The 16,771-nt window shown below is 38.0% G+C and carries 16 protein-coding genes and 2 other annotated features; of the genes, 11 read left to right on the forward strand and 5 right to left on the reverse strand.

Annotation, left to right across the window (positions count from 1 at the left end):
* Window positions 1-106 precede the first annotated feature (106 nt).
* Window positions 107-1,930, reverse strand: a complete 1,824-nt coding sequence (locus ABDZ91_RS09990) for a DNA ligase D (protein WP_343798601.1) — start codon at window positions 1,928-1,930, stop codon at window positions 107-109.
* Between the two features lie 122 nt (window positions 1,931-2,052).
* Between ABDZ91_RS09990 and ku the strand changes: the two genes are divergently transcribed.
* The 3 genes from ku (at window position 2,053) to ABDZ91_RS10005 (ending at window position 5,107) form a co-directional block, all read left to right on the forward strand.
* On the forward strand, window positions 2,053-2,922 hold the full coding sequence (gene ku, locus ABDZ91_RS09995; protein WP_343798603.1) for a non-homologous end joining protein Ku: 870 nt from the start codon (window positions 2,053-2,055) through the stop codon (window positions 2,920-2,922).
* A gap of 89 nt (window positions 2,923-3,011) precedes the next feature.
* The gene (locus tag ABDZ91_RS10000) at window positions 3,012-3,974 is read left to right on the forward strand and encodes a nucleoside hydrolase (RefSeq protein WP_343798605.1); all 963 of its coding nucleotides are present in this window, start codon (window positions 3,012-3,014) and stop codon (window positions 3,972-3,974) included.
* Between the two features lie 353 nt (window positions 3,975-4,327).
* On the forward strand, window positions 4,328-5,107 hold the full coding sequence (locus ABDZ91_RS10005; RefSeq protein ID WP_343798607.1) for an alpha/beta fold hydrolase: 780 nt from the start codon (window positions 4,328-4,330) through the stop codon (window positions 5,105-5,107).
* Here ABDZ91_RS10005 and bcbE read toward each other — a convergent pair.
* Window positions 5,097-6,398 (reverse strand): bacillibactin exporter BcbE, encoded by a 1,302-nt coding sequence (bcbE, locus tag ABDZ91_RS10010; protein WP_343798609.1) that lies wholly within the window; start codon window positions 6,396-6,398, stop codon window positions 5,097-5,099. The two genes, ABDZ91_RS10005 and bcbE, sit on opposite strands and share 11 nt — an antisense overlap.
* A gap of 139 nt (window positions 6,399-6,537) precedes the next feature.
* Window positions 6,538-6,779: a binding site (T-box leader), on the forward strand.
* Between the two features lie 47 nt (window positions 6,780-6,826).
* Window positions 6,827-7,084, forward strand: a binding site (T-box leader).
* Window positions 7,085-7,178: 94 nt separating this feature from the next.
* Here bcbE and trpE point away from each other — a divergent pair.
* The 8 genes from trpE (at window position 7,179) to cdaS (ending at window position 14,298) form a co-directional block, all read left to right on the forward strand.
* Window positions 7,179-8,561 (forward strand): anthranilate synthase component I, encoded by a 1,383-nt coding sequence (gene trpE, locus ABDZ91_RS10015; RefSeq protein ID WP_343798611.1) that lies wholly within the window; start codon window positions 7,179-7,181, stop codon window positions 8,559-8,561.
* Complete coding sequence (locus ABDZ91_RS10020) at window positions 8,558-9,166, forward strand: anthranilate synthase component II (RefSeq protein ID WP_343798613.1); 609 nt, start codon at window positions 8,558-8,560, stop codon at window positions 9,164-9,166. The genes trpE and ABDZ91_RS10020 overlap by 4 nt, the downstream gene beginning before the upstream one ends.
* Entirely contained in the window at window positions 9,138-10,157 is a 1,020-nt protein-coding gene (gene trpD / locus ABDZ91_RS10025; protein ID WP_343798615.1) for an anthranilate phosphoribosyltransferase, read from the forward strand. Before ABDZ91_RS10020 ends, trpD begins: the two co-directional genes overlap by 29 nt.
* Before the next feature lies 1 nt (window position 10,158).
* On the forward strand, window positions 10,159-10,944 hold the full coding sequence (gene trpC, locus ABDZ91_RS10030; RefSeq protein WP_343798617.1) for an indole-3-glycerol phosphate synthase TrpC: 786 nt from the start codon (window positions 10,159-10,161) through the stop codon (window positions 10,942-10,944).
* 5 nt (window positions 10,945-10,949) lie between these two features.
* On the forward strand, window positions 10,950-11,564 hold the full coding sequence (locus tag ABDZ91_RS10035; protein ID WP_343798618.1) for a phosphoribosylanthranilate isomerase: 615 nt from the start codon (window positions 10,950-10,952) through the stop codon (window positions 11,562-11,564).
* Window positions 11,565-12,770: a tryptophan synthase subunit beta gene (trpB, locus tag ABDZ91_RS10040; protein ID WP_343798619.1), complete on the forward strand. Its 1,206-nt coding sequence runs from the start codon at window positions 11,565-11,567 to the stop codon at window positions 12,768-12,770. It begins immediately after the preceding gene.
* Entirely contained in the window at window positions 12,763-13,554 is a 792-nt protein-coding gene (trpA, locus tag ABDZ91_RS10045; RefSeq protein WP_343798621.1) for a tryptophan synthase subunit alpha, read from the forward strand. Before trpB ends, trpA begins: the two co-directional genes overlap by 8 nt.
* Before the next feature lie 135 nt (window positions 13,555-13,689).
* Complete coding sequence (gene cdaS, locus ABDZ91_RS10050) at window positions 13,690-14,298, forward strand: sporulation-specific diadenylate cyclase CdaS (protein WP_343798623.1); 609 nt, start codon at window positions 13,690-13,692, stop codon at window positions 14,296-14,298.
* Window positions 14,299-14,307: 9 nt separating this feature from the next.
* Here the strand turns inward: cdaS and ABDZ91_RS10055 are convergent, their stop codons facing one another.
* Genes ABDZ91_RS10055 through pxpB form a run of 3 tightly spaced genes read right to left on the reverse strand, consistent with a single transcriptional unit; the run spans window position 14,308 to window position 16,690 of the window.
* The gene (locus ABDZ91_RS10055; protein WP_425541819.1) at window positions 14,308-15,042 is read right to left on the reverse strand and encodes a 5-oxoprolinase subunit PxpA; all 735 of its coding nucleotides are present in this window, start codon (window positions 15,040-15,042) and stop codon (window positions 14,308-14,310) included.
* A 5-nt stretch (window positions 15,043-15,047) separates the two neighbouring features.
* A complete protein-coding gene (locus ABDZ91_RS10060; protein WP_343798627.1) occupies window positions 15,048-15,998 on the reverse strand; it encodes a 5-oxoprolinase subunit C family protein in 951 nt (316 codons plus the stop codon).
* On the reverse strand, window positions 15,980-16,690 hold the full coding sequence (gene pxpB / locus ABDZ91_RS10065) for a 5-oxoprolinase subunit PxpB (protein WP_343798629.1): 711 nt from the start codon (window positions 16,688-16,690) through the stop codon (window positions 15,980-15,982). The genes ABDZ91_RS10060 and pxpB overlap by 19 nt, the downstream gene beginning before the upstream one ends.
* Window positions 16,691-16,771: the final 81 nt, after the last annotated feature.

Genomic DNA, 16,771 nt, shown 5'->3' on the forward strand with positions numbered 1-16,771 from the left:
CGCAAAATAACAAATAAATATACAAATACAAAAAGATTGTGGTCATTAAAAACGTTGACCACAATCTTTTTTCTTAACTTCAGCTAGATTTGTCCCAGCCTCTTTACTATTTCTGCCTCTTTAAAAATTGAATAATTTCATCAAAAGGCTGTTCTTCCCTTACAAGGTCATACTTCCATAAGGGGCACCCTACATCCCTAACTCGTTTACTAACCACATCCATTGTGAATGATTTGGGTGTTAACTCTTCATGGACCTCATCCCAGAAGAGTGGTGTTGCTACTAATCCCTCTTCATTCCCTCTAACAGAATACGGTGCAATAATGGTTTTGCCTTGACCATGCTGGATATAGTCTAAGTAAAGTCGGTTCCCCCTATTTTTTTTGAGTCTTTCTATCGTAAAGTCATCCTCGTTTCCATTTAAAATGGACAGTGCTAAGAATTCTGTGAATAATGCTGTTTCCTTATAAGAATAAGATTTTGGCAACGGTATATATACTTGTAACCCCTTATTACCAGAAGTTTTTATAAAGGATTGTAAGTGTAACTGATCTAATTGTATTTTCAAGAGTTTAGCTGCTTTTACAGCAAGTTGAAAATATTCTCGAGAAGGTGGGTCTAAGTCAAAAACGATTTCGGAAGTACCATTCTCGTTATATTGATTAAATGGAATGTGGAACTCAAAAGCTAACTGGTTTCCTAGCCACATATATGTTCTAAGGTCATTACACACTATATAATCAATGTCCTCGTTCCTGATGGTCTTTATAAAATTAGGTGCATAATCAGGGCAATTTTTTTGATAAAAGCTTTCACTCCCAAATCCATGAGGGTATCTGATAACAGTTAACAATCGATTATATAAAAATGGTTGAATAAACGAGTAGATTCCTCTCATGTAACCAATATAATCAACTTTTTCAATACCGTTCCATAAAGGCTTATCTGGATGAGTAATGGTAACATCATTAGGTAAATTGAGAATATCTAACCGGTATTTTTCTAACGTACAATCAGAGGGTTTAAGATCAAAACGAAATCCCACAAAATGAGGTTCTCTCAGTTCGTGGTCTGTTACCTTTTCTAATATTTTTAATTCCACACAAATAGCAGGTTCAACGAAGTAAAATGAACCAGATGTAGAAGTTGTATTTTGTTTTATAATCTGATTCAAAGCGGCTTTTTCTTCTTTTGAAATACCAAAATAAAAAAGTCCTACTTCGACGATTCTTTTATCATCATATACACCCACATAATAGTATCCATTTTTTTCATCCCACTTAGTAATAAAGGCAGTCAAGTGCTTCCAATTTTTATCTTTAATCCAATGGGAAGTTCTTTTACCCTGTTCCCAAGTTGATTTTTGCGCTTTGGCCACGATTCCTTCAGCGTCATAATCAAAGGCTTTCTGTTTGATATCGTCATAATCTTTAAAAGTGGGGATGTACTGAATTAAATGGGTGTGGCCCGGTGTTGGTTTCAATGGTAATTGTGAGTCTTTAAAAAATGTATAGAGAAGTTTTTTGCGCTCAATATATGATTGATTTTGGATGTTCTCACCTTTGAAAAATAACAAATCGAAAACTAAAAACGAACAAGGAAATCGCTCATATTCTTTTTGAATGCGTTCTGCTGACCGCATTCTTCCTCTTTGTTGGACTTTTTGAAAACTAGCGTGATAGGAAGACAATAACATTACCACTTCACCATCTAGTTGGATTGGAAGATATGGCTCAAAAGAATCTTTGTGTTCCAAATAAAATTCATATATTTCTGGGAAGATAGAGGATAAATCATTTCCATTTCGGCTCTTAAATTCGAATGTATGTTGGTCAAAATAAAGTAGAGCTCTAAAACCATCATACTTTATTTCATATTCCCAATCCTTTTGTTTAGGAATTTCTCCTAGCTCTGGGAGCATTGGTTTCATATCGCAAACACCTCTTTGTTAGCTTTACCCATTTAGGAACAATATTTCCATAATATTTTCTGTATGAGATGGACCTACTAACCATCAAACTAATGGTAAACCAAATTAAAAGAGGGGATTTCATGCATACGATATGGAAAGGAAGTATTAGCTTTGGATTGGTAAACATTCCAGTTAAATTGCACGCAGCAACGGATGACAAAGGTGTTAAATTTAGAACCTTACATGAAAAATGTAACTCTCCAATTCGCTATGAGAAGGTCTGCCCTGTATGTGAAGAGGAAGTTGGACAAGATGATTTAGTAAAAGCATACGAGTACGCCAAAGGCAAATTCATTGTAGTGGAGGATGAAGAACTTAAAAAGCTAAAAGGCGAAGCAGAAGATCGAGCTGTTGAAATTATCCGGTTCGTTAAGATGGAAGAAATTGATCCAATCTATTTCGAAAAAAGTTATTATTTGTCACCTAATGATGGAGGAGGAAAGGCGTACTCTTTATTAAGGGCTGCATTAGGGGAATCTGGAAAAGTCGGTATCGCTAAAATGGCTTTCCGGTCCAAAGAGCAATTAGCCGTACTAAGAGTTTATAATGATACGATTGTGATGGAAACGATTCATTATCCAGATGAAGTTCGAAGTACCGAGGACGTACCAAATGTTCCTGCGAAGACGGAAATTGCAGAAAAAGAGTTAGAAACTGCAATTTTACTTATTGATCAGTTAACTGCGGAGTTTAATCCAGAAGAGTTTCATGATGATTATAGAGAAGCGGTTCTTAAGTTCATTGAGTCGAAGCGTACCGGAGAGGAGTTTGTTACACCTGAAGAAAAAGACAAACCAAGCAATGTGACCGATTTAATGGCTGCATTACAAGCTTCAATCGATAGAACTAAGCCAACAACAACAAAGGCTAAAGAGGCAAAACCAGCAACAAAGGCAAAAACAACTAAGAAGAAAGCAACTACTAAAACAAAAGCAAAGAAGAATGCGTAGTTCTGAGTAAACGAACGAATTAAATCTCTATGGGCAAATAACTCTCTTTAAACATACTTTAATATAGACCGTATGAAATGAGGGAGTTTATGAAAAAGCTGTTGATTTTTTTAGACCCAGGAATTGATGATTCCCTGGCTTTGATGTATGCCTTGTCACAACCTGAATTCGAAGTGGTTGGAATCGTATCTAGTTATGGGAATGTGACTAAAGAACAAGCCATTCACAATACAGCGTATTTATTGGATTTGGCAGGCATTAAAGATGTTCCTATAATTGCTGGAGTAACAGGTCCTTTATCAGGAGAAGCGGTTTCTTTTTACCCAGAAATTCATGGTGAGGAAGGATTAGGACCTATTAAACCGCCACCGGAACAATACCAAGATGTTGAGATTTATGATATAAACAAAATCAGAGAACTGATTGAAGAGCACGGTGATTCCTTAACCATTGTTAATTTAGGGAGACTTACTGATCTGGCGGTGTTATATATTCTGTATGGACCTGAGTTTGTAAATCAAGTTAAAGAAATATATATAATGGGGGGCGCTTTTTTAGTTCCTGGTAATGTGACTCCAGCTGCGGAAGCAAATTTTTATGGGGATCCTATAGCCGCAGACCTAGTAATGGAAAAGGGTAGAAATATTACAATCTTTCCCTTAAATGTAACTAGTAAAGCTTTGCTTACTCCTGATTTAGTAGATTTTTTAGCAGAAAACAGTCGCTCGCCATATGCGTCACTTTTCGAACCCATATTTGACTATTATTTTAAAGCTTATCAAAAATTAGTACCTGGGATACAAGGAGCTCCAATTCATGATTTATTGGTGTTAAGTGCGTTGGTTAATCCAGAAATGGTTAAAGTTTTAAAAAGAAGAGTCCGAGTTGAATTGGGTGGAGACTTCAAAGGGGCAAGTGAAGCAGATTTTAGACCAAAGCCAGAAGAACAACCGGAGGAAACCCTTGATACTATTGCAATGGAGATGGATTATCAAGCTTTTATTTTTGATGTAATTGAAATCTTCCTACGTGGAGAGGTGGCTGAAGAATAAAAGTTGACAATTTATTTGAACCATTTTATAATGATAGTGAAAATCATTCTCATCACCACCCCCTCGGTGATGAAATGAAAATATATGGATTCGATAGCAGAGTATGTCCTAAGTGGATGACTCTGTTTTTTTTTTTTTCTTAAATAAGGATTCGAATAAAGTATGAAACTTAACGGAAAATAATGATATAGAAAGGAGGAGTCGTTATGACGAAAAGAAACCGTAAAACAAAGAGTGGTTTACAAAGTGTGAAAAAACAAATGAACTCAAACTCTATTCCATCTGGATCAAATGCTAGAGAGACAGAGAAAACTCGGCCCAACTGAATGACTGGGGACATTGGAGTGGTCTAAATGAAATTCATGAATATTCAGGGGGTTCCGATCTCTTATTATGATAAAGGGGAGGGTATACCGCTTGTACTCATTCATCCCCCTGGTTTTGGACATAAGGTGTTTTATCGGCAGTTTCCCCTTACACAGTATTTTCGATGCATTATCCCTGATTTAAGCGGTCATGGAAATAGTGGAGTTTACAAGGTACAACCAACTATAGATGACTATGTTGAAGAGTTACGAGCTTTAATGGAGCATTTATCAGTGGAGAGCTTCTTTTTATTTGGTTATTCATCTGGTGGGTCTGTTGCACAAGCTTTTTCAATTAAATACCCCCATAAAGTTAGAGGATTATTATTAAGTGGGGCATATCCTAAGGTATCCTCTACTATATTAAACGTGGAGCATCGAATCGGAATTTGGCTAGCCAAAAATCATCCGAAAATATTATCAAAGATGCTCAGCACAAATCATGGAATCGATAAACATAGTACATTAGAGTTGTATTGGTATTTACGAAAATCAAATCCCAGAGTATGGGCAAACTTCTACAAAGAAGCTTTACATTTTAACTGTGTCAGGCAGTTGCAGCAATTGACAATGCCTGTATTACTTCTGTATGGAAGTCTAGCGGATCCTATCAACAAAAGTGTACGAATTTATAAAAAATATTTACAACCAGAAATAATCTTCATTAACAAAGCAACTCATCAATTGCCCGTATATCATGCAGAAGAAATAAATGTCCAAATAATCAATTTTATAAAAGTAAAAGACCAAGCTTCTACTAAGATGTAGAGGCTTGGTCTTTTTCAGGTTTAATGGCTATGAAAACTAACAAGCAGGATATAGCACATAATGCTAAGAAACCACCGAATAACCAAGATTTATGTGTTTTCATTAAAATGGCTACTATAGGTGGTCCTGCTGCAACTCCAACGAAACGCATAGAACTATATAATGATGTAATCGTTCCCCGCTGTTCCTTCTCGATTCCTTCTGTAATAAGTGCATCTAAAGAAGGGAGAGAGACACCAATACCGATCCCACCTAATGTAAAAAGTGCCATAAGATACCACAGGTTTGTGGAGAATAATACTAAAAAGCTAGTCGCTCCTAGTACTAACACCCCGATAAAGGTGAGCCATTTCATGAGCACCTTATTTTCTTTAATTACTTTTCCAGTAATAAAAGAAGCGAGGCAGAGAGCCCCCAAAGGTAGGGCTAGATAAAGACCTTTCTTAATATCCATAATATTGTATTTATCCTCAAATATCTTTGAGAGGTAAAACAGCTCTCCAAAAAGGACAAACATCAATATGCCACCAATAAAAAAGATGGAGTAAAGCCATTTGCCGTCAACTTTAAAAATCTTTTTGATATTTTGTAAAAAACGGCCGATAGATACTTTTTCTTGATCAGTTTTTGGTGTTTTGACTAAAAATAGTACAAGTAGAATGGAAATGGTACAGAATATTGGAAAAGAGAAGAAAGGTACAAACCAAACTATAGCAGCTAATAACGCGCCTAATACAGGGCTTAGTACCTTTCCAAATGTATTCGCTGTTTCAATCATCCCTAAAGCACTGCTGACATCTTCCTCTTTACGGAACATATCACCTACTAGCGGGAGAACAATAGGAGAAGCACCGGCTGCTCCAACACCCTGAAGAATTCTTCCTATTAGTATGAAAATATAGGCAGAATCAAGGAACCAACTTGCAATACCTGATACAAGCCCTCCAACACCAGCAATAATAAGACTAGGGATTATGACTTTTTTTCGACCCCATTTATCAGATAAAAATCCAGCAATAGGAATCAATATAATTGCTACTATAGAGTAGACTGTGATGATTAAACTGGATTGAAAGGAACTTATATTTAGTTTGTTTTCCATTGTAGGGAGTACAGGTATAAGCATCGAGTTACCAAGTGTCATGACTAATGGAATAGATGCTAAAGAGATGATTGCCCATTTTTGCTGATGAGTATCATCTCTCGTTATACTTTTGGGATCAGTCAGTTCAGCCCCGTTGTTTTTCGGCTTGGCTTTTGTCCCGTCTTGTAATTTTTCAATATGTTCCATTCAGTTCGCCTCTTTTAAACATCATTATTTTTAATATGGACGGTTAATGGCGAAATTATTGAACAAGAAAATTCCATTTTCTTCGTAAAATGTTTGACAATTTTGAATGAACGTAATAAGATAATAAACAAATTAAATGACGTGAGCGATGATGAAGAGTAGTAGTTCTTTTTGGTTTCTTTAGAGAGCTGATGGTTGGTGTAAATCAGTGTAACCGGAGAATGAATGGACTTCTGAGCTTCCAAACTGAAATCTGTAAAGAGAGTAGGATTTGGCGAATCAGCCTAATCGTTACAATAAGGCAGTCATTCATGTTTTTGGATGATAAAGATGAGCTTTCGAGCTAATAAAGGTGGCACCGCGGGGTACTTCGTCCTTTTTGGATGTAGTATCCCTTTTTGTATTAATAAAAAGAGTTCCAATAAACAAAAAAATCGTTGATTGAGAGTAGTAAGAAACATTCTTTTCTTCATGGTAGTAGCATTTACTACCCCAGAGAGTCAGGGCTGGTGGAATCCTGATAAGAAAAGGTTTCTGAATGGACTCATGAGAGACCCTTTGAACTTTAAGTAGAAGGATCCGGAATCCTCCGTTATCAGGAGAAGGATTTTCAAGAAGAAAATCCTTGCCGAGTGGGAGATATTTATCTCCAATTAGAGGTGGTACCGCGTTAATACGTCCTCTTTCTACTACAAATATGTGGTGGGAAGGGGACTTTTTTAGTTTTAACAAAGCCTTAAGTTTAGTCTAGTTCAGTTTAGAAAAGGAGAGCAAAGTTAGATGAGCCAAGTAGAGAGTATACGTATTCATGTTGAAGAGATGGAGGGAGATGTAATGACCCCTATCCAGATCTTTCAAAGCTTGAAGGGTGAGAAAAAATGTTTGCTTGAAAGCTCAAGTAAACATGAAGTCAGTGGCAGATATTCATTCATTTCAGCCAACCCTTATATGGAGTTTGTTTCATTTGAGAATGAGCACCACATAAAAAAACAAAAACAAGAAGTTGAAATCGTACAAGGAAAAACGATTGAAGTATTAAAGAAATTACTCCCCAAAATAGATGATTTACCACATTTCCCTTTCGTTGGTGGAGCAGTTGGATATTTAGGATATGACATTATTAGGCAGTATGAAAAGATTGGAAATGTCCCATCGGACCCGCTTAATCTTCCGGATGCACATCTCATGTTTTATGAAGATGTTTGTATCTTTGACCACCTGCAAGAAAAAGTGTACCTTGTGGCTTTGAGTATGGGTGGTCAGGATAACCCGCGGGAGCGAGTACAGAAAACGAAAACGTCATTGGAGAATATATCCAGAGCTAATGAAAGGAAAAGCTTTCGAACGTCCACATATCACTCAAATATAACCAAAACAGCGTTTTTGGAGAATGTGAAAAAGGCGAAAGAACGAATCAAACAAGGTGACATTTTTCAGGTTGTTTTGTCACAACGATTACAGAGTTCATTTGATGGAGATCCTTTTACATTCTACAGACAATTACGAAAATTAAATCCTTCTCCTTATATGTTTTATATCGATTTTTCAGATTACATTGTTCTCGGAGCCTCGCCCGAAAGTCTGATTAAGACAGACGGGGAAACAATTACTACGAATCCGATTGCAGGAACAAGACCAAGGGGGAAAACCTTTGAAGAAGACCAAGCACTTGGGAACGAATTACTAGCTGATGAAAAAGAGCGTGCCGAACACGATATGCTTGTAGATTTAAGTCGCAATGATATCGGTCGAATCGCAAAAGTCGGAACCGTCCAAGTGAAGAAATATATGGAGGTTGAACACTTTCAGCATGTCATGCATTTAGTTTCGGAGGTAGTAGGTGAATTAAAGGATGACATTCATCCCTTGGATGCTCTAGCAGTATCACTTCCTGCAGGGACTGTATCTGGTGCCCCGAAAATTCGTGCTATGTCTATACTCAATGAACTAGAGGGTGAGAAAAGAGGGTTGTACTCAGGTGCAGTCGGCTATGCATCCTTTAACGGACAACTTGATTTTGCATTGGCTATTCGAACGATGGTCATAAAGGAGAATATCGCCTATGTTCAGGCAGGAGCAGGAATTGTGCATGACTCTGTCCCTGAAAAGGAATATGAAGAAACTCTAAATAAGGCGAAATCTCTATTGGAGGTAACATCATGATATTAGTCATTGATAACTACGATTCGTTTACCTATAACCTTGTCCAATATATAGCAGAAATGGAGGATGTAATCGTTCATAGACATGATGAAACCACGATTGAGGCTATTAGAAATTTAAATCCAAAAGGAATCGTGATTTCTCCTGGACCAGGGAGACCTGAAGATGCAGGGATTTGTGTTGAAGTGATACGAGAATTTTCCGGCCATATTCCAATATTAGGGGTTTGTTTAGGACACCAAGCCATAGGGATTGCTTTTGGTGGAAGAGTTATTCAAGCTGAAACCATCATGCATGGAAAAAGATCAACTATTAAATATGAAGAAAACGGACTCTTCTTAGAATTCAATAGCCCACTAGAGGTCATGCGATATCATTCGCTGGTAGTGGATAAAAACACTCTACCTTCAATATTGAAAGTTACTGCTGATTCATTGGATGATTTCGAAATCATGGCAATAGAGCATCAGGAGTATCCGGTTTTTGGAGTTCAATTCCATCCTGAATCAATTGGGACAACGAATGGTAAGAAATTGATACAAAACTTTATGGATGTTGTGAGGAAGGAGAATGGACATGAAAAAAATTTTACAACAATTAAGTGAAGGTAAGTCACTATCTATAGGTGAAATGAAAGAAGCAGTCAAGCTAATGTTTTTGGATGAAACAACTGAAAGTGAAATTGCAGCTTTACTTATGGCACTTAAACTAAAAGGAGAAACAGTGGAAGAAATTACGGGCTTAGTCGAAGCTTTAAGGGAAAATGCGTTAGTATTTGAAGACCAGATCCCTGGTTTAATTGACAACTGTGGAACGGGAGGGGATGGGTCAAAGAGCTTCAATATTAGTACGACTTCTGCCTTTGTTCTTGCAGGGGCAGGGCTAAAAGTTGCCAAACATGGGAATCGTAGCATTACATCAAGGTCTGGAAGTGCAGACGTATTAGAGTACTTGGGTGTCTCCTTAAAAATGTCGGCAACAGAGGTGAAAAATACGATTGAAGAAGTTGGGATTGCCTTTTTATTTGCACCACATGTGCATCCAATGATGAAGAAGATAATGAATGTAAGACGTTCTTTAAACATCCCTACGATTTTTAATTTGATTGGTCCATTAACCAACCCTTTGCAGCTGGAAACCCAAGTTTTAGGCATATACCGCGAAGACCTTTTAGAACCTTTTGCAGAAGTTTTAAGAAACTTAGGGCGAAAAAGAGCTGTGGTTTTATATGGAGCAGGAGGGGTAGATGAAGCTACCCTTATTGGGGAAAATCACTATGTTTTATTAAATGACGGTGTCATTACCAAACATACTATAAGCCCAGAAGATGTAGGATTAGAACCTGCTTCAAAGGAAAAGATTGTGGGTGGGGACGCAAAAGAAAATGCATCTATCCTAAAAAATGTATTATCAGGTCAGGAAGGGCCACATCTTGATACAGTTTTATTGAATGCAGGCATTGGTCTCTTCGCAAGTGGAACTGTTACTACTATACAAGAAGGAGTTCATGAAGCCAGAAAGAGCATTCACTCAGGAAAAGCTTATGAGAAGTTAGTTGAACTCGTAAAGATTAGTGTTAAGAAAGAGGTAATATAATATGGCTACAATTTTAGAAGATATATTAGCAGTAAAGAGAATAGAAGTGGAACGTCTTAAAGATGTAAACTCATGGAATTTTCCTGAAGACCCTCTTGAAAGTTATGCGTTCACAAAGGTCCTAAAAGATAAGGAAGATATAAGTATAATTGCAGAGTTTAAACGTGCTTCTCCGTCAAAAGGAGTCATCAATTCCGAAATGGATCCAGTAGAGCAAGCGAAAATCTATGAGAAAAATGGAGCATCGGCTATTTCTGTTTTAACGGATTCATCCTTTTTTAAAGGAAGCTTTCATGACCTACAGAAAGTTCAACAGGCTGTGAACATACCCGTTTTATGTAAGGATTTTATTATTGATGAAGTACAAATACATCGTGCCCTACACGCAGGAGCTACCATGATTCTTTTAATTGTAGCTGCCTTATCAGATGATGACCTTAAGAGATTGTACCGATATGCTACCTCCCTTAGTCTTGATGTACTAGTTGAAGTTCATAATGAACAAGAGCTAGAACGAGCATTAGGTATTAACGCTTCTTTAATAGGTGTAAACAATCGAAATTTAAAGACTTTTGAAGTGGATTTATCAACAACAGAAAAACTAGGTTCGATTGTGAGAAGTGAAAATAAGTTTTTGGTGGCCGAAAGTGGAATTCATACAAAAGAAGATATCGTTCGCGTTCGTGATGCAGGAGCTCATGCCATTCTAGTTGGGGAAGCATTTATGACATCAAAAAATCTTCAGGATACTTTTTTGAATTTTAAAGTACCCGTGCTAAGAGGGTGAGTTATATGAAGGTGAAGATTTGTGGTATTACAGATATCCAAACAGCAAGAGCCGCTGTCCAAAGTGGGGCAGATGCCATTGGCTTTGTCTTTGCAGAAAGCAAGCGGAAGGTTGATATCGATACTGCAGTAAGGATATCGGAACAAGTGCCTCCTCAAGTACTTAAGGTTGGAGTCTTTGTAAATGAAACCATTGAGAAAATGGAAGAAATCGCAGAACAATGTCACCTAGACTTTTTACAATTGCACGGAGATGAAACTCCAGAGGTTTGTAAAAAGTTAAGATATCCCATCATCAAAGCATTTGGCATACAGAGTAAAGAAGATCTCGAAGAAGTAAAGAAATACCCAGTTGACTATGTTTTATTAGACAGTCCAAAAGGCAAGTATCGAGGGGGAAATGGAATTACTTTTGATTGGAATATGTTAAAAAATACATGTCTCCCCCAAAAGGTTGTTGTTGCAGGTGGTCTACATGAGGATAACGTGCTGGATATGATTCAAAAGGTATCACCTGATATGGTGGATGTTTCGAGTGGAGTAGAAACAGATGGAAAAAAAGATACTGTAAAAATTCAGAGATTCATAGAAAAAGTGAGATTATCAGAGGAGAGTTTTTAGATGACACAATATACATTACCAAACGACACGGGGCATTTTGGGAGATTTGGTGGCCGTTATGTTCCGGAAACATTAATGCAAGCGGTCATAGAGTTGGAAGAGTCATATAAACAAGCTAGTCAAGACCCTCAATTCCAGGAAGAATTATCTTATTACTTAAAGGAATATGTAGGAAGGGAAACACCGTTGTATTTTGCTGAAAATTTGAGTAGAAAAATTGGTGGACCAGAAATTTATTTAAAAAGAGAAGATTTAAATCATACCGGTGCCCACAAAATTAACAATACGATTGGGCAGGCATTGCTTGCAGTAAGGATGGGGAAAAAGAAAATTGTGGCCGAAACAGGTGCTGGACAGCATGGTGTGGCAACAGCCACTGTTTGTGCGCTGTTAAACTTAGAATGTGTTGTCTTTATGGGTGCAGAGGACGTCAGAAGGCAAAAATTAAATGTGTTCCGTATGGAGCTTTTAGGCGCAAAAGTAGTGAGTGTTGAACAAGGAAGTGGAACCTTAAAGGATGCAGTGAATGAAGCACTTCGCTACTGGGTTAGTCATGTTGAGGATACCCATTATATTATTGGTTCAGTCCTTGGTCCACATCCGTTTCCGAAAATGGTTCGGGATTTCCAAAGTGTAATTGGAACTGAAACCAAACAACAATTTCTGCAAGCAAATGGGCATCTACCTGATGCTGTTGTTGCTTGTATCGGTGGCGGAAGCAATGCAATGGGGATGTTTTATCCTTTCATTGAAGATAAGGGAGTTGAATTGCATGGGGTAGAAGCAGCAGGCTCAGGCATTCACACAGGGCTACATGCAGCTTCTTTAACAGAAGGAAAGGTCGGAGTTTTACATGGTTCCATGATGTACCTGCTTCAAAATGAAGACGGTCAAATTCAAGAAGCTCACTCTATATCAGCTGGTTTAGATTACCCAGGTGTTGGACCAGAACATAGCTTCCTACATGAAGAAGGAAGAGTCAAATACAGCTCTATTACAGATAAAGAAGCATTGGAAGGTTTTCAGCTTCTTGCGAAAACAGAAGGAATTATTCCAGCACTAGAAAGTTCTCATGCGGTAGCCTACGCTGTTAAGCTGGCGAAAGAAATGACTTCGAATCAGTCTATTGTCATTTGTCTTTCTGGCAGAGGAGATAAAGATGTTGAACAAGTAAAGGCTGTATTGGGAGGAGAAATCAATGGGTAAAGAGAGAATTGAAAAGGCTATACAGCAGGTTATCGATAATGGGGATAAAGCCTTTATCCCATATATAATGGCCGGTGACGGTGGGCTAGAAAAGCTAGAAGATCAGCTTCTGTTTTTGCAAAACAGTGGTGCTACTGTTGTGGAATTAGGTGTTCCATTCTCGGACCCTGTCGCAGATGGTCCCACCATCCAAGCAGCTGGTTTAAGGGCTCTAAAAGCGGGCGTTACTTTGGATAAATTACTGAGAAAATTAAAGGAAATAAAGGATTCAATCGAGGTTCCGGTCGTGTTAATGACGTATATTAATCCATTACTACAATATGGAGTAGAGAAGCTTGCAATAGATGCCAAAGCAGCTGGGGTATCTGGTTTCATTATTCCTGATGTTCCAATGGAGGAAGAAGGAATCATTGCGCCTTACTTATCTTCGGAGGAATTGGCTCTCATTCGTTTGGTCACGATTACAAGCCCGATTGAAAGAATTAAAGAAATCGTTAGTCACTCAGATGGATTTGTTTATGCAGTAACTGTTGCGGGGATCACCGGAGCAAGAGCAACGCTGCAGTCTACTTTAGATTCTTATTTACAAAAGGTAAAAGAAGTTAGTCCAGTTCCGGTTTTGGCCGGCTTTGGAATCTCAACTCCAGAACAAGTTAAACAAACAAGCCAGCATTGTGATGGTGTCATTGTTGGTAGTAAGGTGATTGAATTCATCCGTGGAGGTAAAGACCAAGAATTGGTTGAGTTAATTGGAGCGAGTCGTCTTGGAATTGCTGTGGAGTAAGTTGTAATTCCTCATGGATATGCGAACAACAATAAGTACAATAACGCATTACAAAAAGAGCTTAAATATTCACAATAACTACTCTAGATTTGGGAACTCTAAGATAAAATGAAATTTTATTGAACGAGGTTTGTTATGAAGGAGCAACAACAGTTTCCAGAGGATTTTCAAGTAACAATCAAACAATTACTACAACAAATGAATGATGAAGTAACCGATATTAACCAAACCTTTTCAACGTTAAAATGCTGCATTTTATCTGACTTAGAAGAACTTCAACATACCATGGATCATATTAAAAGCAATGTCTCCAGCTATTATTTGAAAGCGTATTTGGAGCCCTTTACAAAGCATTTTATAACGCTTACTCAAGCGGTACAACGCCTTTCTGAAAAGAGACACGGTGCTTTAATCGTCATAGAACGGTCCATACTGGTAGAGCCGTTTTTACTTGGAAGCATTAGAGTAAATGCTCCTGTAACTCAACTTTTGTTGGAATCGATTTTTTATCCTGGAAATCCATTGCATGATGGTGGTGTTTTAATAAGGGGAGATTGGATTCTCTCAGCTAAAAACATTTTGCCTCTAACGAGAAATACTGAGGTAAGTAATAAGTTTGGAACGAGGCATCGGGCAGCTATTGGCCTATCAGAGCAAACGGATGCTCTCGTATTAGTGGTGTCAGAGGAAACGGGAAGAATTTCTTTTGCTATGAATGGTGAGATTTTTCCAATCAAGACTTAAGAGGGGTAGTTACCCCTCTTTTTTCACTAGTTGTTTCCTAAGTTTCTGTGCAAACATTAAAGCATGCTCACCATCTCCATGTATGCACACTGTGTCAGCTTTTAACGGAATCCATTTACCGTCAACAGATAATACTTTTCCACTTTCAACAAGGTTGACAACTTGTTGGATGGCTTGTTGGTCATCTTTTATCAGTGCATTTTTACAGGACCTTGGCGTTAGTGTCCCGTCATTTTGATAAGTACGATCTGCAAACACTTCATGAAATACAGGTAGACCTGCTCTTTCAGCTACCGTTGCCAAAATACTCCCAGATAGGGCATATAGTTTTATTGAAGAATCAAAGTCAGCGATGGCTCTTACGATAGGAGCAGCATACTCTTCATTTACGGCAGCCATGTTATAGAGAGCCCCATGTGGTTTTACATGGTGGAGTGGGTAGTCATGAACCTTTAAAAAGGCGGAGAAAGCTCCTATTTGATAAAGGACCATATTATAAATTTCATTTGGTGTCATGACCATGTTCCTTCTGCCGAATCCTTGTAAATCCGGAAAACCTGGGTGTGCTCCAATTCTTAGGTTATGGTGAATGGCCATTTCGATGGTCTCACTTATAATCTGAGGGTCTCCTGCATGAAATCCACATGCAATATTTACTGATGTTACCTCAGGCATCATAAAAGAATCTTGTCCAAGCTTATATACACCGTAGCTTTCTCCCAGGTCACAATTGATATCGATCATCACATTCACCTTTCCAGTTCTATTCTTCTTTTGATTTTGTGTAATTGGTTTTTTATATTTTTTCGTATTTCATAAGCCTCGTCTAATGAAACTTCTTTGAAATGTATGGAATCACCAGGTCTTTTTTGCCCAAGTACCGAAACATCCCATGAAATAACCGTACCAATTTTAGGGTAACCACCTGTAACTTGGCTGTCTCTCATTAGAATGATGGGTTGGCCGTTCGGGGGAATTTGAACGGTACCTGGAACCGTTCCTTCTGTCGTTAGTTCCTTCTTATTTAAAATTTCAAGAGGAAGACCTTCTAGACGGTATCCCATACGGTCTGATTGTGAAGAAATTTTATATGAATTCTTTTGAAACTGTTGAAACATATCTTCAGAAAACCAATCAGCTTGATTACCCTTTAGAAAACGAATAGTCCTTTGATTATAAAGGGAAGTATACAGTTCTGGTGACAAATACCACCGTTTCTTAGGAGGTAGATGTGTTGGAAGAGTTGGTAGCATATCACCTTTTTGGATTGGCATTCCATTCAAGCCTCCTATTTTTCCGCGGGTATAGGTGCTAAAGGAACCCAGCACTTTATTTAGGATGATTCCACCATGAATAGCAATATAACATCTACATGCTGCTTCCGTAGAAATGAGTTGTAGTTGCTCTCCAGCATGAACCCAAATAGGTTGAAACAGTTGATAGGTTGTTTGATTTACTTTTGGGATAAATCCTTTACCTCCCACTACTACAAGAGCGTCTTCATCAAAATGGAGAGTTGGCCCCATTAAGGTGCATTCTAATACAGGGGCAGTTTCATGATTTAATGCAACCCAGTTAGCCAGCGTTGCACTTACAAGGTCCATGGCTCCGGCTGATGGGATTCCAATGTCCTTGTAGGAAAAACGTCCGAGGTCTTGAATAGTTGTATAAAAACCTTCTTTTAAAATTCGAATACCCATGAATTTTCCTTCCAGTTCGTATAGTTATCAAAGCTGATTGGTACAAATTTAAGGCGATCACCTACTTTGAAAAAAGAAGGAGATGGCTTGTTACTTTCAAAAAGGGTAATGGGAGTTTTTCCGATTATATTCCAACCACCCGGTGTTTCTACTGAATAAATGCCTGTTTGATTACCTGCTATTCCAACAGAACCAGGATCAATTTTTAATCGTGGGGATGATTTTCTTGGAAACGCTATTCGTTCATCCAAGCCAGACAAAAATGGAAAGCCTGGTGAAAAGCCGATAAAAACGACTTCGTATAATGGACCCGAATGTATTTGAATCACTTCTTCAATGGTGAGATGTAGTTCCTTAGAAAGGGTTATGAGATCCTCTCCAAGTCTAGGGTCATAACAAACAGGTATTTTTAACTTCCTAAAGCTGTAAGCTTCATCCACTTTGGATTGAGAAAGTAATTCAATTAAATGCTTTTTCACGAATTGAAAAGGAGAAAGGTTATCCTCATGAATTGGTTCAAAATGAAGAGTAACCGAGTGGTAGGCTGGGACAGTCTCGATTAGCCCATTAAAGGGTTGTTCATGTATAGCTCGATTTAGTAACTGTACTTTTTTATGTATAGAGGCGTCAGTTTGTGGTAAAAAAGTGACTATAATAGATTCTTCATTTAAAGGTTCTATTCTGTAGCTCATAATTTCTTTCCCCTTATTTATAGCTGACCTATTTTCTAATATAATGGTATCAGAGGTTCGAAGTTTCTGACAATGGAAGTG

The organism is Bacillus carboniphilus (genome assembly GCF_039522365.1).
Lineage (GTDB): Bacteria > Bacillota > Bacilli > Bacillales > JC228 > Bacillus_BF > Bacillus_BF carboniphilus.